This is a genomic window from Photobacterium obscurum (genome assembly GCF_026191635.1).
GTDB classification, from domain to species: Bacteria; Pseudomonadota; Gammaproteobacteria; order Enterobacterales; family Vibrionaceae; genus Photobacterium; species Photobacterium obscurum.
In genome coordinates this window covers 310,022-331,385 of sequence record NZ_JAKRRW010000001.1, presented here as the reverse complement: position 1 = coordinate 331,385, position 21,364 = coordinate 310,022, and the positions used below count along the sequence as shown (strand labels likewise).

Genomic DNA, 21,364 nt, shown 5'->3' with positions numbered 1-21,364 from the left:
CTTTGTTTAAATTAAAGTTTAAAGGTGATCTAATTTGTACACAGCAACGTTAATACTTCTGAATGCCAACTTATAATTTATATTATGGTCTTTAAATGCTTTCAAGATCATTTTACTTCTCTTATTAGCTAGTCCATGTTTTGCGTTTACATTTAAGTGTGATATTACATAGTAGTTTGATTTGTTAGGTTCGTAATATGACAACGATTTATTAATACCATCTTTAATGTCTAGTTTGTCCATTTCTGACTTTTGTAGATATACACCCTTGAAGTCAATGTCTCTAATTTCATTATCAAAGCTTGAGTAATAATAAATAACACTACTAGAATGAGGGTATAGTATAAAGTTATTGTTAGATATGTTGTTGTCTTTAATAAAACTAATTAATTTTTTATTACTTGTGTGCTCTAAGCCATTCTTCATTATTTTTTGTGTGTTTTGTATGAAGAGAGTTAGTAACATGACAAATGTAACAATTGAGAATAAGCTGAATTTGTTTCTAAGAATATTTGATATACTATAAGTGTTAATAATTAGGCTAAATGGCAATAACCAATATAAGTGTCGAGGATATATTACTGGGAATAAGCCTATAACTTTTAAAATTGTAACGATACATATTGTAAATGTGAATATCACGGAAAGGTGAAAGTTGGTATCTTTGTTTTTATATCCGATTAAACCATAGAATGTACAAAATACAGAGATATAATAAAAATACTGACCATAAATACCAATAAAAGATGAAAATAATACACTTAAATCATCAATAAGACCTTTACTTTGATAAACTGAATTGTTATTTATTTGAGAGTCTGTAATGTGGCTTATGAGAATATAATTAACAAAAACCCAAAGGATAAAAAATATTGATACAAAAATATCTGATTTCTTTATGTCTTTATTTAAGGCGGAAGTAAGGACAATATATGAAAATATAATTGTTATAGGAATAATATTAGATATGCCTAATGGTGTTGCAATAGCTAAAAGCAGGCATGAACGATTTAAACTTTTAGATTTAAAGAACGATATAATGGCATAAATAGCTAGAAGAGTGGAAATAAACTCAAATGCATATTGTTTTAATTCTGTTGAATAATAGCCATACTTAGTTACTATAGCACCTAAGAGTAGCAAAAATATGATATTTGATATTTCGCTTTTTTCCTTGAAGTGAAAGTAAAAAGGAAAGAGTGATAATATTGAAACTAGTAAGGTTATAATTCTAAGGTGTGTGAAGTTCATACCCGTGAAATAGGCTATTGATTCATGAAACCAAGAAACTATAACAGGCTGTGCTTGCATATATAAAGGTAGAGGGGATAGGTAATCCCAAAAATCAGTAATATAAATAATATTACTTAATAGCATACTTTCATCAATCCAAGGTGATCTTTGGACTAAAGGAAATGATGAAATAAAAAACAACACTAATAATGTGGTTGTTATTGATTTATTTAACATTAAAGCCGCCAATACAGGTGAATAGTAAAGTCTTAATTACATTAAGGTTACCTCTAATAGGACTAATCTTAGTGGGGATCTTACCTTTTGGATAGACTCGTGTTACAGGGATTTCAATGCAATTAAAACCTAATTTAGCGGCATTAATGGCTAAATAATAATGTAATTCATATCCAGTAAATACATCTCTAAATATTGCCATTTTATTATCAGTAAGTAACTTAGAGCTATATGCTCTAAAACCGTTAGTTGTGTCTGTGTAATTAAAGCCAGCAGCGAACCTAATTAATGGTACATGAAGTGTTTTTAAACCAATAAGGCGAGATAATGGTGTGTTTACAGCTTTTCCACCAGGAATAAATCTAGAACCCTGTATATGGTCATAACCATCTTCAAGTTTAATTATGAAATCATTTATATTTTCTACACTATCTTTATTATTTCCATCGATGACAACAATTCCTTTATATCCACGCTCTAAAGCCCATGAAAATGCAATTCTCATTTGTGAGCCAAGCTTTCCAACTTCTTTTTTTACAAGAAGAGAATTAACCCCTTTACTTTTTAATAAATCTATATCAGTTGAACCATCACTACTATCTCCATCAGATATAATGATGTCAGCATTAATATTGATAGCTTTCATTCTATCAAGCTGTTTATGAAGTTTATTTCCTTCATTAATCACAAATATGGCAACGCAGTAATCGAACTTTTTTTCAGATGAAAATCGCTCTTCATAATGTGGAATATGATAATGTGTAGGCTTTTTCATTACTTGTCTCTTCTCGTTTTGGTTAAGTTTTTATCATCAATGAGAGATGAAAAAATAACGTTGTGGCGATTGTTTTCTAACATAACAGAGCTGTTTTTCTCAAAGACTACGTTATATTCTTTATGCTCACTTCGATCATTAAGAAGTCGAGATAAATATTCACCAAAAAAGGCAAGCATCGTAAATAAGATCGCAAACAAAAATGACATAAATAAGATTGTAGTTGTCCATCCAGCAGTTACATTGTCATTAATTATATTTACAATAAGGCTATAACACGCAAAAACGAAAGCCATAAAACTGCCAAAAACACCAAGCATACTCATCCAACGTAATGGTTTCGTTGAGTTAAAAATCATATGGTGAATTGTTTCCTTAACACCATTTATGATTCTTTTATTTTCACATCTACTGGTTAAATCATAGGATATTGGTTTAATATTGTAACCTATATTTGCAATCCTCATGTGTAATTTACAATAAAATCTACCTGACTCTGTAATTGCATTTACCGCTCTTCTGCTTAAACAGAAAGAGCCCGTTGAGTTAGCTGGTAGAGTGTAACCAATTGAATGAATGAGTTTGTCTGATATATTCCTTATAAATTTATAGGTCGTGGAGGTAGTCGATTCTGAAACTCCAATGATAATATCATTTCCAGCTTTACCATCAGAGATAAACCTATCAATAAGTGAAACTGGATCTAACTCAAGATTAATGTTGATAACAAAATCACCAATAGAGTTTTCAATACCAGCAGCTAGGGCTACATCAGAAGAAACAGTTTGTGCTAATTTTATATAACGAATAGATTGATAATTAGATAGGGTTGAATCGAGTAGCTCTTCAGTATTATCTGAGGAGTTTTGATCAATAACAACAATTTCATAATCAGAGTAAAGACCCTTTAAATAAGGCTCTAACCTAGAAATGTAATCTGTTAGTTTTTCTGCCTGATTCTCACTAACCAAGACAACAGAAACAAATGTATCTTGTTTAATCATTTATTCAATCCTAGCTTATTAATAGTTTCAATTGCATCATAAACATTGTCAATTTTACCTCCCATGACACAATGAAATCCAGGGTATAGATAATTTTCTCTAAATAAAATAGGACGAGAGTCATCAGAGTCACTTCGAGGTAAAATAGTTTTTACTTCCCATATGGACTCTTGATATTGAAGCTCGTTTAATATTGGAATATAACGTTGTGCGTCATACTTCATTTTCTTCCATGCTGAACGTCTGTCTGCTTCATTGAAATGCTTATGAGCATCAATATATCGCGCTCCGTCTCTATCATTCCATTCGTAGTGAGGTGTATATCTGACATGACTAAAAGAATGTGCATTTTTTGAAGGGAATGGCATAGTGGAAAAAAAAGGGCCACACATAACTGTAATACCAACATTTTTTAATTCAGATGGTACATCAACAATACACATCTCAGTCATTTCATGACGTAGTGGAATTAGTTCTAATTTTGACTCTGATAGGACAGAGTTCAACATTGAATAAGTACAGTTAAAAACCTGTTTCGCTGAAATTGTTATGTAGTTATCATTGCATGAGACTGTTAAGTTTAAGTTTCTTTTTGATTCATCGTAATTTATTTTATGAACTTGATGATTAAATAGAATCTTCCCTCCTGCATTCTGTAGGCGGTCGAGCATAGTCTGTTTTAGAATAGTTGAATCGAAAGCGTACTCTTTAGTTGAAAAAATCCCGTCTATCATTCTTGGGTTCGTAAGCTTTTTGATATGATCTGGAGCTGGATCACAAGGTGCACCGATACGTTCACAAAACTTATGAAATTGATTTGGTGTTACTTTCCCTAATCTGTTTGCTATCATGTAATATTTGTCAAACTCGTCGTCAATACATTCTTTAAATTCGTCGACAAAGCGGGGGAAAGACATTCGAGATCTTAATGCTGTTAATATACTACGTGGATAATGATAACCATTGTGAACTCTTGCTTGATTAATATATGATGCTCTTTGCATGGCATCTTGCTCTTTTTCTATGATAAGTACTTTTTTTCCTATACGTGAGAAATACTCTGCGATATATAATCCAAAAAAACCACCACCAATAATAGCAATATCTATATTCATTTTGTCTTTCAGTAACACTAGTTTAAAGTTAATGCAAAAACACCAGCTATAATAAGAACGATTCCCATCATATTGATAATTGATAATTGTTCACCAAAAAAGAACGATGAAAATAACGCAACTATTGCGATTGAGCCACTTGTTAAAATTGGATGTGCGACATTTAAAGGTAGGCGTGTTAATGCTAGTGCATATAAAACAAAAGCCGTTCCATAAAGAAACAGGCCCAACCAAAGAGGCCAATTTTGTAGAAGAGACATCGGGTCAGAAAAAGATTGAAGCTTCCTTGGTGGTGTCATGGCTACCTTAATTAAAGCGCTTGCTGATGCATTCGATAGCACACCAACAATTAATATTAACCACTTCATCATGCGACCATTTCTTTATATGTTTGAATAACAAACTCAATGCTATTATTAATTTCATGAGATGACTGAGTTTCACTAGATGTAAGCATTTCTATTGTGATATCTTTTTCTGGTAAAAATTGAGACAATAATGGTGCAACTTTATGATGATATTCATTATGTGCATTTATTGCTGATAGTTGGGGTTCACTAATATGGATATGACCGACAAGATTGCATACATCAGGGATGATAATATTAGGATCTTCATTGTTTATGTACATAGCTCCTACATCTAACTGCATTTTGATATGAGAGTGATTTATTGATTTAACAACTGATGCAGTTTCTAAACTATCAACCATAAAGTTTGAATTATAGCAGGTTGGGTTTGGCTCTAAACAAATAATGACGTTATTTTCTTCTGCTATATCACCTAGTCGATTAAAAAAATCGATTGCAATTATTCGTGTTTCATCATCATTTAGGAGAGATCTGTCTCTATTCCTAGGTGAACCGAAAACTAATTTTTTAGCGTCTAATAATTTACCGATGTGACAAATAGAAGATAAATGAGATAGCATCTTATCTTGATTCTCAGCATCAGAAAAAACATTTAATCCTTGAGTGCCGAATAAGAGAGATTGCATACCAATTATACTGATTCCTTGTTTGTCCCAATATTCTTTGACGGAAAAGATATCAGAATCCGTTGACATGCTTGGACTTGGAAAATATTTTGTAGGAGCAATATCAATATGCTTTAGATCGTATTTTTTTAAAATTGAAGAAACTTCATCGTCGTTTCTTTTATCCCAAGCGATATTGGAAATTGAAATGTTCATCCTACTACCTTTTTAGCTTCAGATTGAGCGTAAGCACGTATAGCAATAAGTGTTTCTTTCTTACTGTATTGATATCCTTTTATTCCGGAATACAGTTTAGAATAACAGGTTTTCATGTTATATTTTGCTGTGGTTTTATGAATTTCATTTTTGAATGAAAGCCCAAATCCTTCTTCTGCAATATCACTAACTACGATAGGCTCAGATGTAAGATGGACTATTTTTAGATTAGCTTTGATGGCAATTTGTATATCTGACCATAAATTAACCATAGGGTAAAACTGGAAAATTCCACGACTTTCAATTGCATCAATATTATTGTTATTTAAAAAATCAAAAATAACGTTTTTCTTTAACCCTGGGCCAACAAGCCCTGGTAGTCTTATAATTAGGTAGTCATCAAAATTTTTTATTACAAATTTTTCCAATTGTCTTCGATGTAATCCGTAAGCGTGTAAACCATTTTCAATAATAGGTGAGTTTTCATCTACTTCATTTGGGGTACTAAAAACATCAACAGTACTAATAAGAATGAATTTCTTACACTTAATAGTAGATAACTGGTCTATCAAGTTATCCAAAATAGCTTTATCATTTTTGGGGTCTTTATTAGCTAACCATTTTTGAGCGGGTGCTCCCGCGCAAACAACTGTATCAAAAATGTTATTTCGAATTTCATCGATATTTGTTGAACGATACAAATGTTCAAAACTGGTTTGTTTTAACAAGGTACTGCCAACAAAACCTGTAAACCCTATTAATGCACTATTTTTCAAAATCATTTCCTATGCTTTGAGCAAAATGGCTGCCACTTATTGCTAGATTACAGTTATTTTCAACTATTAAGCATTGCATTGCAATGCAATCAATAGTTTTGTCGTTCAAATCGTAATTCGATATAGCTTACCTTAATTTGCTTTAGAAGTCTGTTTCCTTTCTTTATATAGCTAACCTAGTTCGTTACTCGCTTCACGCCTTTTACAGCTTGTAAGTTGTGGTAATCTCGTTGCGGATTTGTTGAGAGTTTTGAGGCGCTTGTTTGGTGATGTGGAAGTACTTTGCTTAATCATTCTTTGTTGGTCTTATCTTCGGTACCGTAGCGAAAGACACTATGTGATATAAATTCTTACATGGATGATGGTCATAAAGTCGAGTCTACTGAACATCCAGACCTTTAATCACTGTCTCGCCGTTAACATGAAAACAGATCTCTTGGCTTTCCAGCGTGACATCAACGACGCATTGGGTTTTGCCGCCCTGGTTGATGAGATACGACGCTAGCGGGTTTTCCAGTTGTTTTTCTATCTCGCGGCGTAAGGGACGGGCTCCAAAATTAATATCAAATCCATCAGTTGCCAATTTGTCGATCACTGCTTCATCGACGATGAGGGTGATTTCTTTCTCCTCAAGGCGTGTTTTCAGCTCGGCTATCATCATGTGGGCGATTAACAGGACATGATTGCGTTCAAGAAAGTGAAACACGATGATGTCGTCAAGGCGGTTTAAAAACTCTGGCTTGAAGAAGCGTTTGACCTCTTGCAGTACATTGCGCTTGGCTTCTTCATAGCTGGGAGTGACCGAGTACATGAATCCGATTTGTTTTCGCTCGGGCCCCAAAGTTTCGACTCCCAGATTAGAAGTGCCGATGATCACCGTATTGCGGAACGAGACTTTTCTGCCCTGGGCATCCGTCAGGTGTCCATCTTCAAGGATCTGCAATAACATATTGAACACATCCGGATGGGCTTTTTCAATTTCATCAAGCAGGACAACCGAGTAGGGCGCCCGACGAACTTTTTCCGTCAACTGTCCGCCTTCGCCATAGCCAATATAACCGGGAGGCGCGCCAATCATTTTTGACACTTCGTGGCGTTCCATATATTCCGACATATCCAGTTGGATTATCCGTGTCTCGTCATCGAGCAAAAACTCGGTTAGTGCTTTTGCCAAAGCGGTTTTTCCCGAGCCGGTTGGCCCTAGGAACAGAAAGGAGCCGATAGGGCGTTTCGATTCGGAAATGCCGGCACGGTTGCGTCGAATTGCATGGGAGACGGCTCGAATGGCATCATCCTGACCGGCAATACGTTTATGCAAATTCGTTTCCATGTGGCCAAGTTTATCGGCTTCTGATTCAACCATTCTTGCCACGGGAATGCTTGTCCACTTTGCGACGACTTCGGCAATATCTTCGGCGGTGACGACCTTTGTGGTGTTGGCGATGGTTTGCTGCCATGCCTGCCGCTCTGCATCGAGCTCTTCCAGAATCTTACTCAGTTCCATTTGATGAGAGGCCGCGGTTTCATAATCCTGTTGATCAAAAGCGGCCTGCTTTTTACTCAGTAGGCGTTGACGCTGTTTTTCCAGTTTACGCAGTTTGGTCGGCATGGCGATAAACTGCAGGCGTTTCTGGGCGCCGGCTTCATCAAGCAGGTCAACAGCTTTGTCCGGCAAGTTTCTATCAGCGATATAGCGTTCCGACAAGCGCGCGGCAGCTTGCAACGCCTCGCTGTCGTAGCTGATTTGATGATGTTTTTCGTACTTTGGGGATATGCCTTCTAAGATTTGTACCGTTTCTTCGACCGTGGGTTCTTTGACCAATATGGGCTGGAAGCGGCGCTCCAGCGCCTTGTCTGATTCGACATACTTGCGGTATTCATCGGTAGTGTCGGCTCCAATGACTTGCAGGCTGCCTTTTGCCAGTGCTGTCTTGAGCAGTGAGGGGGCATCTAACCCGCCAGGTGTTGCTCCACTCCCCACCACCGTGTGCAGTTCATCAATGAAAAGAATAATGCGCCCTTCGGCCTCGATGATCGCATCTCGCACGCTGATCAATCGTTGTTCAAACTCCCCGCGCATATTGGATCCCGCGACTATCTGTGCCATATCCAGAGATAATATGCGCTTATTGAGCAAGGTTTCCGGTACGTCCGCTTCGGCCATCCGCTGGGCGATACCTTCTACGATCACGGTTTTTCCGACACCGGCTTCACCCATCAGCACCGGGTTGTTCTTTTTGCGCCGGGAGAGAGTCTGGATTACCCGCCGCATTTCCTCTTCGCGTCCGATCACCGGATCAAGCTCCCCTTTTAACGCTTGCTCGGTCAGGTCTACCGTAAACTCCTTTAGGACGTTAACCCGGCTTTCAGCATCGGCGGTGGTAATAATATTGCCTTCACGCTTCTTCAGTAATTCCGCGCGCACTTTGTTTTGGGTTAATCCGGTTGTTTTCAGGATCTTGGCTGCAGGGCCGGACAAATCGTCAAATAGTGCGACCAGTAAAATGTCGGTACTGATATACGTATCACCGATACGGTTGGCTTCCTGGCTGGCAAGTTCAAGGGTTTTATCGGCATCTGGAGCCGTTGTGACCTTTTCGATGTTGATGTTTTGCTGGGGTGGATGCTGCTGATAGATTAAATCCATCATCGCTTTGCGTTTGGCGGCGTGATCAGGCAGCAAGGACGACAGAATATCCAGGGCTTCAGATTTATCCTGAAGTAACAAACCCAGCAGAATAAAGTCGGAGGTCAGCGTATACAAATGCAGGTTAAGCAGTTCGTTCACTGCCAGTTGCAGTATTTCATGAACTTTCTGGGTGCTTTGGTGAACGTATTGCTGAAACATGCACAGCTCCTTGTTTACTCCAAAAAATACCGATTAATCTTGGCTGTGCTCGGCGGCAAGCCCTTGTTTATTAATATAGTCCTAACTTTCTCTTTTGGTTGATTTATCGTTGCTATGTTAGCTATTGATGATATTCATATATAAGTTCGTCGAATGGGGAATATCTACTTGCGCTTGTTCGGGCTGTAATTGTAGAAAGGGCGATAAATAGAGCTATGGTAATGCTCTGGCATTTGAGGTGTTTTGTCTTTAGAAAAAAAGCTGCAACTTAATAAGTTGCAGCGAAATAAGCTGGAGAGCTTATAAACATTAGCTGTCGGCATCATTATTTACAGTTAAGCATCTAGGTTTTGATGATCCATCAACCTATTCGCTTTAAAGTAAAAGAATGAAATTTAAAGAGTGATACATAACACTCTGTGCGCTTATAATTATAACGATGCCATTAATCATGAACAATATAATCTGATTGAACTATCTTAATAAGGTAAATTTGAAAAAGTAATAAACTTTACGCTGAATATAAAACTGTTTAAAAGTCTTGCAGAAATAAAGCGACCCAGAAATAGATAATGACTTTAAATGGACTGCACCCTAGAGCCATAACTATGATCCGCGTGCGCTGGGAACGGTCCGAATGGCTGGGAGAAACGCTGGCGGATCTGAGTTTCTAACCGACGGTTAGAGAAGTAGAGAAGCATTGAAAAAAGCCCTGGGCAACGACTGCCCAGGGCTTTTTCTATTTGAATATACGGTCTGCTGCTATAAGAGCTGATAATGGGCCGGGGAATGGCCCTGGCGCATGGCATCGGTCATTTTGAGCAGCCTCGGCAGGGCATAGCGGAAGAAGATATCATAGCCTTGGCAGAGCACGTTCACCGGTTCCCCGTCGGAGGTGCTGGCCAGTCTGTTTTTAGGGCAGCCGCCGTAGCAGAGCTGCAGGAAATCACAGGACTGACATTTTTGGCTCAAGGCGTCCCATTTGTCTTGGCCAAACTTGAGTTGCTGTGGCGAGCTCACCAGCTTGTTCAGGCGGCTATTGTTGGCATTGCCCAGCTTGTAATTGTCAAAACCAAAGTGATCACAGCTATATATATCGCCGTTGGACTCGGCCATGAGCTGCTGTCCACAAGTCGGGCTGTGATGGCACATCTGGCTCGGGTATCCAATCAACACCATCAGGCAGTTTTCAAAGAACTGGACATATATCTTGCCAATATCCTCCTTGCACCATTCATCGAACGTTTCGCAGAGAAACTGCCCCCACTGCTGGCCAGTCAGGCTCCAGTCATAGCCTGAGCGTCGGTCGAGTTCGTGGTCGATACAGGGTTGGAACTGCATGTAGCCGCTGCCATGTTCCTTCAGGAACTGATAGATGGCCTTGCCGTGCCTGTATGTTTTGTTGTTGATCACCGTCAGGGTGTTGAACTCAACCTGCTGATCCCTGAGATGCTGAAGGCCGCGCATAGTACGCTCAAAGGAGGAGTTGCCTTGCTTGTCGATCCGGGCGATGTCGTTCAGCAGGTTCGGCCCGTCGATGCTGATGCCGACCATAAACTGGTGCTGTTTAAAAAATGAAGCCCAGCGTTGGTTGATGAGGGTACCATTGGTCTGGATGGTGTTGAGGATACGACGATTTTCCCTATGTTTTTGCTGGAGCTTGACGGCCTTTTGATAGAACTCCAGGCCACGCAGCATTGGTTCGCCGCCGTGCCAGATGAAATCAACCTGCTCGGATTTCTCCGGCTGTGACTGGATATGGTTTTTAATTATTAGTTCCAGAGTCTGTTCCGACATGCTGGAATGTTGCTTCCCTTCCCTTTGCAGGTAATAGCAGTAATAACAGTCCAAGTTACACTTTGCGCTCTCAGCTTTAATAAAAAGACTAAATGGAAGAGATGCCGATGTCATATGACCTCATCAGTTGATTCAATATTTACGAGGAAAATAACAATCGATTGAAACAATAACAATCCTCATAATTTGTCGCTGTATAATAATACCCAGGCTTACTCTTTGCTTGTTTCTTAATGTGTTGTTTTTTAACGGTTAAATTCTGGTTTTGTATTCTGGCTTGGTCAATTTGAATTTCTAATAGTGGTTATTAAAATTTAATGTTTATATATTTGGTAAGCTGGATTGGTTGAATCAATCGTTCTACTAACTAGGCTTGTTTATGAAAAAAACATTATTCTCTACCGCCATTGTTGCAATGGTGGGTTCGACGATGGCTCCTGCCATGGCAAGTAACGTAATGAACGCCGAAGAAGAGTTAGCATATAACCTTGGTATGCAGGCGTTTATTTATGGCACTGGACCTTTAACTGTTGCTCAGGTAAGACAAACATCGACATCGGTGGATGAACCGATGAATAATGCGATGGCACCGATAAATGAGATGGGCAAAACGCGGATATTGTCCGGTCCTCAACATAAAATTGTACCAACGGTTAACAACGATACCCTGTATTCTCAATCGCATATTGACCTTAACCTGTCTGGCCCTATGGTCATTGAGATCCCTCGAACTGATGATCGTTATTTTATCGTTCAGTTACTTGATGCTTATTCAGATTCAGTCAATGATTTGATTCAACAAAATGCCGGTAAAGAAGGCAGTAAGTTTTTGCTAGTGAAAAAAGGCTGGAAGGGGGAGACTCCTGCCGGAATCGACGGAGTGATTGAGTCTCGTACACCAAAAGTTTGGTATATCCAGCGTACCGGTGTTGCTGGCAAAAAAGATCTGCCTGCGGCACTGAAAGTACATGATGGCTTTATTAATTACCCGCTGTCTGAATATGGCAAGCCGCACGGTGTGGTTGAGCTAGGTCAGGCAAAAGGTGGCATTCCACCAATGGCAAGGCCGGAAGGCTTGGAATGGTTTAGCCTGATCGATAAAGAAATCCGCGAAAACCCATTACCGGAAGATGCAGCTATTGTTGATCAGTTTAAATACATCAATATCGGCACAGATAAGCCGTTTAATCCCAATGATCTGACCGAAGCTCAGAAAAAAGGGCTTCTTCGTGCGATCAAGTCATCCCAGGAAATCATTCATTATGCGGGGCGCAGTATTGGTACCCTAAACAATGGTTGGTCAATGATGTTTGAAGGTGGCCGTTACGGTAACGACTACCTGAGCCGTGCCAGTATTAACCTGCGTGCTGCTGGCCTGAACGTCCCGGAGCGCGCACTGTACCCGAACCGTTATACCGACTCTGAGGGTCAACAATTATCAGGTCGGAATAACTACCGTATGACCATGCCTGCTGATGCGCCGGCCGAGGCATTCTGGTCACTGACTATGTATGACGCGAATGATCTGTTCATGGTGCCGAATGAAATCGATCGCTATTCGATTTCTACCAACCGTAATGATGAGCTGACTTATAACAACGATGGCACCTTATCTATTTGTATTCAGTATTCGCGTCCAACAGATACTTCATGTAATTGGTTACCGGCACCACAAGACGATTTCTATCTTCATATGCGTCTATATGAGCCTACTCTGGCAGTTTTAGATAATGAATATCCGCTCCCGCAGGTAATTAAGCAGTAATGTTGCGTTACAAGGAGGGGAGATAACTCTCCTTCTTCTTTTGAGTAGGTATGAAATGAAACGAAATATACAGTTAACCATGCTTAGTTCCTTGGTACTGGGGAGTTTTGGCGTGCAGGCTGCAGGTACGTTGGTGCCTGAAATGAGCCAAATGAGCGTGAGTACCGCAGGGGCGGGTGGGGCAGCTGTCGCTGAAAATGCCTCTGTTGCCTATTCAAATCCTGCTGGTATGAGTTACCTCGACAAGCGTTCATTGTCGGTGAATATGGCCGGTATGGATCTGAATATTCGCTACCATGACGATCGTTCTGATGTATTGAGCAGCGGTAACGCGGGTGGCTTTCAGCCTTACGGTTCAATGTACTTTGTCGAGCCTATTTCAGACCAGCTTCATGTCGGTTTAAGCTTAGTCGCGACAGGTGGTAGTACGCTTGATTATGGTACGACTTATGCCGGTCAGATTGAGCTCAATAACTTGCAATTTAGTGTGATGCAGTTGAATCCTGCCATTTCCTTCCAGGTTAATGACAAGTTGTCTGTCGGTGCGGGAATTCAGATGGACTACGCGTCTTTTGAACAATCTTTAGCACGAGAGAATATAGACATTGAGACAGACTCGATAGCGTTAGGTTTTAATTTGGGCTTGATGTATCAACTGAATGATAGCCATCGCTTAGGACTGAGCTACCGCTCTCGGATGAAGCATGATTTAACGGGAATGGTGAATAGTTCGGCTGGCTTTAAGGGGGAGGTTGGACTCAACATTGTCAATCCGGCCCAGCTTGAATTGTCTGGATTACATCAGCTAAACCAACCTTTGAGCCTAGTCTGGAGCCTTGGGTTTGAAGAGTGGAGTGAAAACGATTCAACCCGGATCGATATTAATGACAATGAAATAGGTCAGATCCAGCGTGGCTTTGATGATGTTTGGACCGCGGCGGTCGGTGCTCGATACCAAGTGACGCCAGCCTGGCGTCTGGAAGGTGGTGTTGGCTATGCCAGTTCTCCGCTTGATGATCTGCAGTTACAGTCGGCTGACTTACCAGTGGATGAGCAGTATCGCTATAGTATCGGTGCGACTTATCACTGGAGTCAACGGATAACGGTGAATGGTTATTACAGTTATGTGGATTATGGAAAGCCTGAAATAGACGGAAAGTTTATGACTGGGGAGTTTGATAATAGTAATCAGTTTTTTGGTGTTATGGTGAATGTGTCATTTTAATAATTAACTGAGTTTGCTCGTCAGATTATTAACGAGTTATTTGGTAAAAACCTGCATTTTAATAATGCAGGTTTTTATTTAACTAAACTCTCCTAACTTAATTCAAAGGAGAATTTAAAACTGGTAGTTAAACTCAATACGATGACTGCCATCGCTGAAGTTAGTATTTTCGCTCCAGTTGGCAAAATATCGGACGTTGAATCGAGGGTTGATCTGATAAGAGGCCGCGAACTCATGCGCTAACACATTATTATTATCTTCAAAGCCATGATCTTTATAAGTGTCTGAACCTGATAGTGTCTTCTTCCACATTGGATTGTAGTTCAGCCAGATCTTTTCGGTCAAAGCGAGTTTTGCGTAAGTACCGGCGACAATGAAAGTCCCTGGGATGGAATAACCGCTGATAGTTTCGCCGTCATCACCGACGACATTGTTGCCAAATGAAGCCCCAACCCCTGCGAGAGGGAAGAAGTTGAATGGGCCAATTTGGGGAAGTGCTTGTATGAAGCTGTAGGATGCCGTTCCCATTTCATTGTTTAGGTCATAATTGATATCAATTTGCTTTGCTTGGCCATTTTTTATGTTGGCCTGGAAATTACGAAAGCGAATCAAGCTCGGACTATCATTGTTATTTTCTCGTGAACTACCATTCCAGCCCAGCGACTCTCCACCAATTCCCTTGAGCTCAAAAACATTCATCCCTGCCGTGTTTTCAATACCTGTGTCATATGAGCGGCCAATTTTAACGTTCAGCCCTTTGTCGGTATAGCCAAGACCCGCCTGGGTATAAACTGAGAGTGGGTCAGACATATCTTGAATATTATCTTCAGCGAAGGCATAGGGAGAAAGTGAAATTAATATAGGTAAGGTTATTAATGGTTTTGATATATTTTTCATTGGAAGCGCCTAGTCTCATATAATATAAATATGTGAGGTTTGATTTCTATGTTTAGAGTTTGGTTTTATGAGAAGTAATAATTGAACGTGTTTTAGATACTCTCTACATAAAGGTGTTAAATAATGTTAGGTAGTTGTTTGATTGAGCAATTACATTATTAAATCGATATATGTTATCGATTTTTAGTTTTCTGTTTATTTCTCTGTTAGCAATATCAGCCTTGCAGATGAAAAGGTGCAGAAATGACTGCACCTTTTCCACCACAATGAGCGACTAAGTTACTTGGCAACCACCGTTTTATCGGCCATGCCGATGCCACCGTTTGTTTGACGAGGAGGGAAGGCCTTCAGTGATTTCTGGTGTTGAATCATGTGTTTCTGCAACTTAGGAAGCACCCACGTCTTTTCCTTCATCCACAGAAACCAGCCACGAGTATCGATAGAACGCTCATAAGGATCCGCCTTGATGTTCATCAGAATACCCAGAGGCGACTCTTCAGCCGGTGCCGCCCATTCGGTCTTGGTTTTCAAATGCACTTTCCACTCATCAACTCGGAAAGCATTTAAGCTATTTTCGTTGTAGTAGAAGAAGTCATGACGGTTACTCGGTGCGCCTTTAGTCAACATATCCAGCTGGTTGTAACCATCCAGATGTACTTTGTATTCTTTACCGTTGAGCTTGGTGCCTTTGAGCAATCGCTCTTTAATGGTTGTATCACCTGCTGCGGCCATCAGAGTCGGGACCCAGTCTTCAGCACTCATCAGGCCGTCGGTGTACTCGCCCTGTGGGATCTTCGCAGGCCAGCTCACCAGCATCGGTACCCGGAAGCCGCCGTCATAGGTGGTGCCCTTCTGGCCACGGAATGACGCCGCGCCGCTATCTGGCCAGTGATCCAGGTTTACCCCGTTATCAGAGGTGAACATCACGATGGTGTTGTCCATCTCGCCAGTTGCTTCCAGTTTGTCTAACAGTCGACCGATTTGATCATCCACCTCTTTAACCGCATCGTAGTAGAACGTGGTCTGGCTAGAGCCCAGGTAAGCATCTTGAACATGGGTTTTCTGGTGCATCCGCGCTGGGTTGTACCACATAAAGAACGGTTTATCCGGAGTCGCTTTTTGCTGGCGGTCTATCCAGTCGATGGCAAAGTTATTGAACTCCTGGTCTATGGTCATCATCCGCTTGGCCCCCAATGGACCTTTGTCGGTGATCTTCTGTTTGCCGACCACGCCAAAACGCGGGTCTTCGGTTTTATCAAATGTGTCTGTGGCGATAGTGTGGATCACATTACGCGGAAGACCGATGAAATTCGGATCTTTCGGGTATTCCGGCTGCTCAGGCATTTCCATCACATTTAAGTGATACAGAAAGCCGATAAATTCATCGAAGCCGTTGACTGTCGGCAACATGCTGTTGCGGTCACCTAAGTGGCTCTTACCGACATGGACGGTATCGTAGCCCTTGGCTTTTAGCATGGTCGCTAGGGTTGGATCTTCCTGCTGTAAACCACGGATAGAACCCGGCTGGCCTACCGAAGTCAAACCGGTTCGTATTGGATATTGGCCAGTGATGAAGGCGGAGCGACCGGCAGTAGAACTGCCTTGGGCATAGTAATCGGAAATCATCATGCCGCGTTCGGCAATACGGTCGATGTTCGGTGTTTCGACGGCGCCCAAACCACGGTGGTAGGCCGAGATGTCCATCGGCGCAACATCGTCGAGCATGATCATCACAATGTTCGGTTGCTCTGGGGCTGCCATGACGTTGAAAGTGGCTGCAGATGACACGGCTAGCGCCAATAATGACTTGGTCATTTTAGAGGTCATAAGTGTTCCTTAGTTGTAGTGACTAGCAAAGGGCTGTTTTTAGTTGGTTTTTTTCAGACCCGGAACGGTCCAGCTCATATCCAGTACTTCTTTTGATGGGATATAGAGTCGAGCGAGGACATAGAAAGGTCCATCCGGTGTCGGTAGCCAGTTTTGAGCCTCGCTGCCTTTTGGCTTGTCGCTTGAGAAATGGATCTCGAACGAACCGTCTTTGTTCTTGTTGATGTCGGTTAGATCGTTGATGTTGTAGCGGTCGATTTCGTTATCGACCAATAGCTTGGACTTGGCGTCATAAACGGTGACCGACCAGAACGAGCCCACTGGCGGTTCACCGTCGAACTTCATGGTGTAGTCATTTTGGCCGTTTAGCGGTACGCCTTTGGCATCGGTTGCTGCCATTGGATAGATGGCTTCTTTGGGGCCCTGACCGCCCAGATAGGGGTGGGCAATCAGTGAACGCATTGCATTGTCATCACCAAAGCTGTCGAGTGCAAAGGTGTAGACCCAGCCGTCTTTCATTTCCAGGTTACCTGGATTAGCCGCCTGGGCACTGACAATTTTCTGGCCGTCTTCGATGGCTTTGATCAGTGTTTTCTTCATTGCAGTCGTAACGGCCGAGCGATCGAAACCTTGGTCGGTCGTTAGTCCAATTTTTGCGAACTGGCCAGCAAGTGCTTGTTGGCGTTCTGGAAGAGGGTTGGCTTTGAGGTACTCGCCAAGCTCGACAAAGAAGCGTAGCGGATCGTCCGTTTTGCCTGGTCTTGGCGGCAGCGACTTGAACTTAACTGGTTTCTTGGCTTGGCCGCTGTATACGCTCAGTGGTGTCAGGGTGTACTTATCCTGAATCGTATTGGCTGCAGCATAGTCTTGCTCACCAAAGACCTGGGTACGGCCCCATAACCAGACTTTCGAGGTCGGTGATTCGATGATGTTGAGGTTGCGCGGTGTCGTACCGTCGTCCTTCCAGCCCGGAGGGACAATCAGGAACTGCTTGGCAAGGCTGCCGGTTTCGCGGGTACCGACGTACTGGAACAGGTTATGCCACATGTCGAACATGTTGATGACAAAATACCGGTCAGTAACATCAGGAACGGAAAGTACAAGTGGTTCCTGGCTCAAGTCGAGGATGGCACTGGAATAGAGCGTATCGCGGTTGGCGGTCGGCATGTCCGTATCTGCCGGAGAGCTGAGGCGGCGGGCATGGCCGAATTGGTTAAGCGGGCCGCGGTAGCTAGTATCGGCTTGAGTCTGTGACAAATCAGTATACTGGCGGGAAATTTGCTCCATTCGCACCAGAGTCGAGCCCCATAAATACGCATTTACCCCAAGGGTATAGGTCTCATTGGCGAGTGCTTGATTGGTTTCAATCGCAATTTGATTTTGTTGTGTATTGGCGTGGGCAAAATTAGCCTGCGCAAGGCTGCAAGAAGCGAGTAAGACGGCTAAGGAAATTTTGCTGAATGTAGGTTTAAGCATGGTGGGTTCCTCCTTGGGATTAGACTATCGCAGCAAGGAGGAAAGGTGTTGAATAGCGTCTATTACGTCATTTAATACGCCGGTTCTGGCATTGATGACATAATTTTCTTGGCTTCATCATGTAACCACTTAGTCAGTGGTTCGTTACGATTTCTTTGATGGGTAAATAATGCCAAAGGACGAGATGCCGTATCTGCTTTTATTAATTCAGGCATATATTCAAATCGGTAGTGTTGATTTAGGAACGGGTAATTATGTTTGGATACAACACCAATGTAATTACTCTCGTTTAGCAGGTGTAGCATCATGCTAATATCACTGGTTCGGACATTGACATGCTTATTCAGATTATATTTCTTAATGAGCATTTCAGTTCGAGATGGTTCACTAACACCCGGAACGATGTTAATGCACAATGGGTACTGAAGAATTTCCTCTAGTATATTTGATGATAGCGGATGCCCTTTTCGCATGATAAGGATCATTTGATCTGAACCAATATCTTTTTGAATGATGTTCTTATTGGTTTCTATCGGCAGGTAACCGATCCCCCAACTGGCTTTTTTGGCTTCAAGATCTGCGATCGCATTATATCCCCACTGGTAGCATTGTACGGTGACATTAGGAGCAAGTTCAGTCAGCTTGCTGACAATAGGTGCAGCCAGGACGCTCATCAGCGGTGGCGAAAATAGAAGATTAATCTCACCATTAACCTTGCTGATGTCCCAGTTGTCTTTGTCAACATATAGTGCATCAAGTTGCTCAAGAAGCACGGGAACTTGTTGTAATAACTGTCGGCATTTAACCGTCGGTTCAAGTTGATTCCTGTCGCGGACAAATAACGGGTCGTTAAACTGATCGCGAAGTTTTTTTAGCATGACGCTGATTGTTGGTTGGCTTAGGTTCATCCGCTTGGCGGCTAGAATTGTTTGTCGCTCTTCATTGAGTACGATTAATAAACGGAGTAGGTTCAGATCTTTTGTCATTTAATATTCTCTAAAGGAATTTTTTTGGCTTGGCAGAGTTTCATGTTTTGTATATTAAATACTGGGGTGGCTGAACAGGCAATTAACGCTGTGGCAAATATATGCTTGCAGAGTGCTTACGTGTTTTGAATTGTAATAATTTGTGCATTCAAAGGTGGTAAATCAATAATTATCAGCATCTTGAGGTTACTTGGGTATAGATGTTAATTGCTTTAGGGTAATAAAAAGCCATGCTTCTGCAACGATGCTGGTGGCATGGCTATTTCTATTTGTTACTGAGCTGGTTAATGAGAGTCAGCCACAACACCGGTCTGCGGCATATCGGCCAGGCCGACATCTTTAGCGTGCTGCTCAAAGCCTTTGTTCTTCCAGAAAAACGCACCTGGCATCGTGGTGGGGATCACCAGAATATAGAACAGAGCGCGACTAACTAGCGCTGTGGCAACAACAGACATCATCGGCAATAACCAAAGCAGAGCAGTATAGCCTGACGGTGACCATGTATTTAGCAGTAGCAGGCCGAGGATGTTTGCAGTCAGTAAGCCATTACGGGTTAAGTAGGTTTTCCCGAACGTTGTACATTGCACATAGTGCGAGGCAGCCCCTTCACCTTGTTCCTGGTTCATATGGCGAGCGTGGAACCATAAACCGGCACCTTCTACCAGCAACCCAAGGATAACGATCGGCGTAAGCAGGTTAAGCATCGGATATAAGTCGTTGTTGCCAAGTATGCTCACTAGTGCTAACACCATTGGGCCAATGGTGAGTGCTGAACCAGCAAAAGAGCAGGCTGTTTGCCAGTGATCCCAGAAAGGACGGGCCTTGATCCGGTAGCTGCGGTACATAAAGTACAGGCCGCATGCCGCGCTGAACACTGCAAGAGAGCCAAAAATCTGGCCAAGCCAATTAATAACTTTTAGGTCAACCAATAAGTTTAATGCCGTGCAGGCACTGTAAGAGGCCATAAAGGTAAAGAACAGGGCCACACCGAAGGCCTCGCGGCTGACGGGTGAAAAGCGCAAGTTATTAAAGCCGCGATAGAAACGCCATGGTTTCCCCAAGTGCATAGTTGAAAGTAAGAGTCCGCCAGCTTGCATGGCAAGAAGTAGCGCCAACAGTGCCAGCTCCGTCCCTGTATTGAACAGGCTAGCTAAGCTGGATACGGCAAAGGCTTTGGCAAAAAACAGCAAGGCAAAGGCGCCCATTGCTCCCTGGGTTAGCAAGGTAAAGAAAACCAGAGGGTTTTCCCGAGAGCTTAAACGCTTGATGTTCCATGCTGTCTCTTTACCGGCTTTTTCATCAACCACAGAGCGGAATGTACCGTCTTCCTGTTTGTGGTATTTGAGCGGCATGGAATCGGTTCGCGTCATCTCATTCTGGGTGCTGTTGGTTTGCTGGAAACGGATATTCGGGTGGGTGATTTCCGGTGATGGAAAGCCAGGGATCTCCGTTTTGCACTGCTCTCGGTTCTCCGGGGTATTTTCGATTACGCCAAAGTTGAGCGCATTGCCCAAGCAGGCAGAGACACACGCTGGTTTCAGGCCTTCTTCAAGGCGATCGACACACATATTGCATTTCGATACTCGCCCCTGAATTGGGTCTAGCTGCGGCGCATTATAGGGGCAAACCCAGGTGCAGTAGCCACAGCCAAAGCAGGTTTCAGGATCCTGCAGTACGGCACCGTATTCCGCATGCTTGGTATAGGCTCGGGTCGGACAACCTTTGAGACAAACAGGATCGTCGCAATGGTTGCAGGCCATTGAAATATTTATCCGGCGGTAGTCGGGATAACTGCCGCTTTCAACATAACCGACATTACGAAAACTGATATGGGCGGGATTGTCATTTTTTTCACTACAGGCGGCTTCACAGGCGTGACAGCCAATACAGTTATCTGCGGTAAAATGAAACCCGTGTTGTTTGTTTCGGTTGGGGTTTGTTCCCACTTTCGGATTTTCATTGATCATCATGGGGCGATACTTGGGTAAGGTATCGTCGCTCAGTTCAATCAAATCGATCCTCTGGCCGTAGCGGTTGGTCTCTTTGGCCTCTTTATCTTGCAGACGGGCGTAATCCTGTTCTTCGTCCCGCACATCGAAGATGGCGACACCAGGGGCGACTTCCGGTTTTTCCGGGGCACCGATCTTGTCTAATCTGTCCCTGAGCTTCTTGGCTACTTTTAACATGACTGTCTCCCTACAAAGTTAAAAC

At 42.3% G+C, this 21,364-nt stretch carries 16 protein-coding genes; 2 read left to right on the top strand and 14 right to left on the bottom strand.

The features are described from left to right. Positions 1 to 18 precede the first annotated feature (18 nt). The 9 genes from MD588_RS01425 to MD588_RS01385 all read right to left on the bottom strand — a co-directional run bounded on the left by MD588_RS01425 (position 19) and on the right by MD588_RS01385 (position 11,091). Positions 19 to 1,470 (bottom strand): hypothetical protein, encoded by a 1,452-nt coding sequence (locus tag MD588_RS01425; protein ID WP_265694980.1) that lies wholly within the window; start codon positions 1,468 to 1,470, stop codon positions 19 to 21. Beyond that, positions 1,460 to 2,245 (bottom strand): glycosyltransferase family protein, encoded by a 786-nt coding sequence (locus tag MD588_RS01420; protein WP_265694979.1) that lies wholly within the window; start codon positions 2,243 to 2,245, stop codon positions 1,460 to 1,462. Before MD588_RS01420 ends, MD588_RS01425 begins: the two co-directional genes overlap by 11 nt. Further along, positions 2,245 to 3,249, bottom strand: a complete 1,005-nt coding sequence (locus MD588_RS01415) for a glycosyltransferase (RefSeq protein ID WP_265694978.1) — start codon at positions 3,247 to 3,249, stop codon at positions 2,245 to 2,247. Before MD588_RS01415 ends, MD588_RS01420 begins: the two co-directional genes overlap by 1 nt. After that, on the bottom strand, positions 3,246 to 4,364 hold the full coding sequence (locus MD588_RS01410; RefSeq protein ID WP_265694977.1) for an FAD-dependent oxidoreductase: 1,119 nt from the start codon (positions 4,362 to 4,364) through the stop codon (positions 3,246 to 3,248). The genes MD588_RS01415 and MD588_RS01410 overlap by 4 nt, the downstream gene beginning before the upstream one ends. Positions 4,365 to 4,381: 17 nt before the next feature. After that, a complete protein-coding gene (locus MD588_RS01405; RefSeq protein ID WP_265694976.1) occupies positions 4,382 to 4,735 on the bottom strand; it encodes a DMT family transporter in 354 nt (117 codons plus the stop codon). Beyond that, positions 4,732 to 5,556: a sugar phosphate isomerase/epimerase family protein gene (locus MD588_RS01400; RefSeq protein ID WP_265694975.1), complete on the bottom strand. Its 825-nt coding sequence runs from the start codon at positions 5,554 to 5,556 to the stop codon at positions 4,732 to 4,734. The genes MD588_RS01405 and MD588_RS01400 overlap by 4 nt, the downstream gene beginning before the upstream one ends. Then, positions 5,553 to 6,335, bottom strand: a complete 783-nt coding sequence (locus tag MD588_RS01395) for an NAD-dependent epimerase/dehydratase family protein (protein ID WP_265695175.1) — start codon at positions 6,333 to 6,335, stop codon at positions 5,553 to 5,555. The genes MD588_RS01400 and MD588_RS01395 overlap by 4 nt, the downstream gene beginning before the upstream one ends. A 376-nt stretch (positions 6,336 to 6,711) precedes the next feature. Continuing rightward, complete coding sequence (locus MD588_RS01390; protein WP_265694974.1) at positions 6,712 to 9,180, bottom strand: ATP-dependent Clp protease ATP-binding subunit; 2,469 nt, start codon at positions 9,178 to 9,180, stop codon at positions 6,712 to 6,714. Between the two features lie 762 nt (positions 9,181 to 9,942). Continuing rightward, positions 9,943 to 11,091: an anaerobic sulfatase maturase gene (locus MD588_RS01385; protein ID WP_265694973.1), complete on the bottom strand. Its 1,149-nt coding sequence runs from the start codon at positions 11,089 to 11,091 to the stop codon at positions 9,943 to 9,945. A 265-nt stretch (positions 11,092 to 11,356) separates the two neighbouring features. Here MD588_RS01385 and MD588_RS01380 point away from each other — a divergent pair, with 265 nt between their 5' ends. Continuing rightward, the gene (locus MD588_RS01380; protein ID WP_265694972.1) at positions 11,357 to 12,742 is read left to right on the top strand and encodes a DUF1254 domain-containing protein; all 1,386 of its coding nucleotides are present in this window, start codon (positions 11,357 to 11,359) and stop codon (positions 12,740 to 12,742) included. A 55-nt stretch (positions 12,743 to 12,797) separates the two neighbouring features. Further along, on the top strand, positions 12,798 to 13,967 hold the full coding sequence (locus tag MD588_RS01375) for an OmpP1/FadL family transporter (RefSeq protein WP_265694971.1): 1,170 nt from the start codon (positions 12,798 to 12,800) through the stop codon (positions 13,965 to 13,967). Positions 13,968 to 14,081: 114 nt separating this feature from the next. Here the strand turns inward: MD588_RS01375 and MD588_RS01370 are convergent, their stop codons facing one another. The 5 genes from MD588_RS01370 to MD588_RS01350 all read right to left on the bottom strand — a co-directional run bounded on the left by MD588_RS01370 (position 14,082) and on the right by MD588_RS01350 (position 21,339). Then, complete coding sequence (locus MD588_RS01370; RefSeq protein ID WP_265694970.1) at positions 14,082 to 14,864, bottom strand: hypothetical protein; 783 nt, start codon at positions 14,862 to 14,864, stop codon at positions 14,082 to 14,084. Between the two features lie 279 nt (positions 14,865 to 15,143). Beyond that, complete coding sequence (locus MD588_RS01365) at positions 15,144 to 16,691, bottom strand: sulfatase-like hydrolase/transferase (RefSeq protein WP_265694969.1); 1,548 nt, start codon at positions 16,689 to 16,691, stop codon at positions 15,144 to 15,146. 39 nt (positions 16,692 to 16,730) lie between these two features. Next, positions 16,731 to 18,167: a DUF1254 domain-containing protein gene (locus MD588_RS01360; protein ID WP_265694968.1), complete on the bottom strand. Its 1,437-nt coding sequence runs from the start codon at positions 18,165 to 18,167 to the stop codon at positions 16,731 to 16,733. Between the two features lie 71 nt (positions 18,168 to 18,238). Then, positions 18,239 to 19,153 (bottom strand): LysR family transcriptional regulator, encoded by a 915-nt coding sequence (locus MD588_RS01355; protein ID WP_265694967.1) that lies wholly within the window; start codon positions 19,151 to 19,153, stop codon positions 18,239 to 18,241. Positions 19,154 to 19,437: 284 nt separating this feature from the next. Next, positions 19,438 to 21,339 (bottom strand): DmsC/YnfH family molybdoenzyme membrane anchor subunit, encoded by a 1,902-nt coding sequence (locus tag MD588_RS01350; RefSeq protein WP_265694966.1) that lies wholly within the window; start codon positions 21,337 to 21,339, stop codon positions 19,438 to 19,440. Positions 21,340 to 21,364: the final 25 nt, after the last annotated feature.

Excerpts from the sequence above, each read along its gene's own strand:
- MD588_RS01380 (WP_265694972.1), top strand. The coding sequence starts at position 11,357 with ATGAAAAAAACATTATTCTCTACCGCCATTGTTGCAATGGTGGGTTCG.
- MD588_RS01390 (WP_265694974.1), bottom strand. The coding sequence starts at position 9,180 with ATGTTTCAGCAATACGTTCACCAAAGCACCCAGAAAGTTCATGAAATA.
- MD588_RS01350 (WP_265694966.1), bottom strand. The coding sequence starts at position 21,339 with ATGTTAAAAGTAGCCAAGAAGCTCAGGGACAGATTAGACAAGATCGGT.
- MD588_RS01405 (WP_265694976.1), bottom strand. The coding sequence starts at position 4,735 with ATGATGAAGTGGTTAATATTAATTGTTGGTGTGCTATCGAATGCATCA.
- MD588_RS01360 (WP_265694968.1), bottom strand. The coding sequence starts at position 18,167 with ATGCTTAAACCTACATTCAGCAAAATTTCCTTAGCCGTCTTACTCGCT.
- MD588_RS01375 (WP_265694971.1), top strand. The coding sequence starts at position 12,798 with ATGAAACGAAATATACAGTTAACCATGCTTAGTTCCTTGGTACTGGGG.
- MD588_RS01370 (WP_265694970.1), bottom strand. The coding sequence starts at position 14,864 with ATGAAAAATATATCAAAACCATTAATAACCTTACCTATATTAATTTCA.
- MD588_RS01385 (WP_265694973.1), bottom strand. The coding sequence starts at position 11,091 with ATGACATCGGCATCTCTTCCATTTAGTCTTTTTATTAAAGCTGAGAGC.
- MD588_RS01420 (WP_265694979.1), bottom strand. The coding sequence starts at position 2,245 with ATGAAAAAGCCTACACATTATCATATTCCACATTATGAAGAGCGATTT.
- MD588_RS01365 (WP_265694969.1), bottom strand. The coding sequence starts at position 16,691 with ATGACCTCTAAAATGACCAAGTCATTATTGGCGCTAGCCGTGTCATCT.
- MD588_RS01355 (WP_265694967.1), bottom strand. The coding sequence starts at position 19,153 with ATGACAAAAGATCTGAACCTACTCCGTTTATTAATCGTACTCAATGAA.
- MD588_RS01415 (WP_265694978.1), bottom strand. The coding sequence starts at position 3,249 with ATGATTAAACAAGATACATTTGTTTCTGTTGTCTTGGTTAGTGAGAAT.
- MD588_RS01410 (WP_265694977.1), bottom strand. The coding sequence starts at position 4,364 with ATGAATATAGATATTGCTATTATTGGTGGTGGTTTTTTTGGATTATAT.
- MD588_RS01425 (WP_265694980.1), bottom strand. The coding sequence starts at position 1,470 with ATGTTAAATAAATCAATAACAACCACATTATTAGTGTTGTTTTTTATT.
- MD588_RS01400 (WP_265694975.1), bottom strand. The coding sequence starts at position 5,556 with ATGAACATTTCAATTTCCAATATCGCTTGGGATAAAAGAAACGACGAT.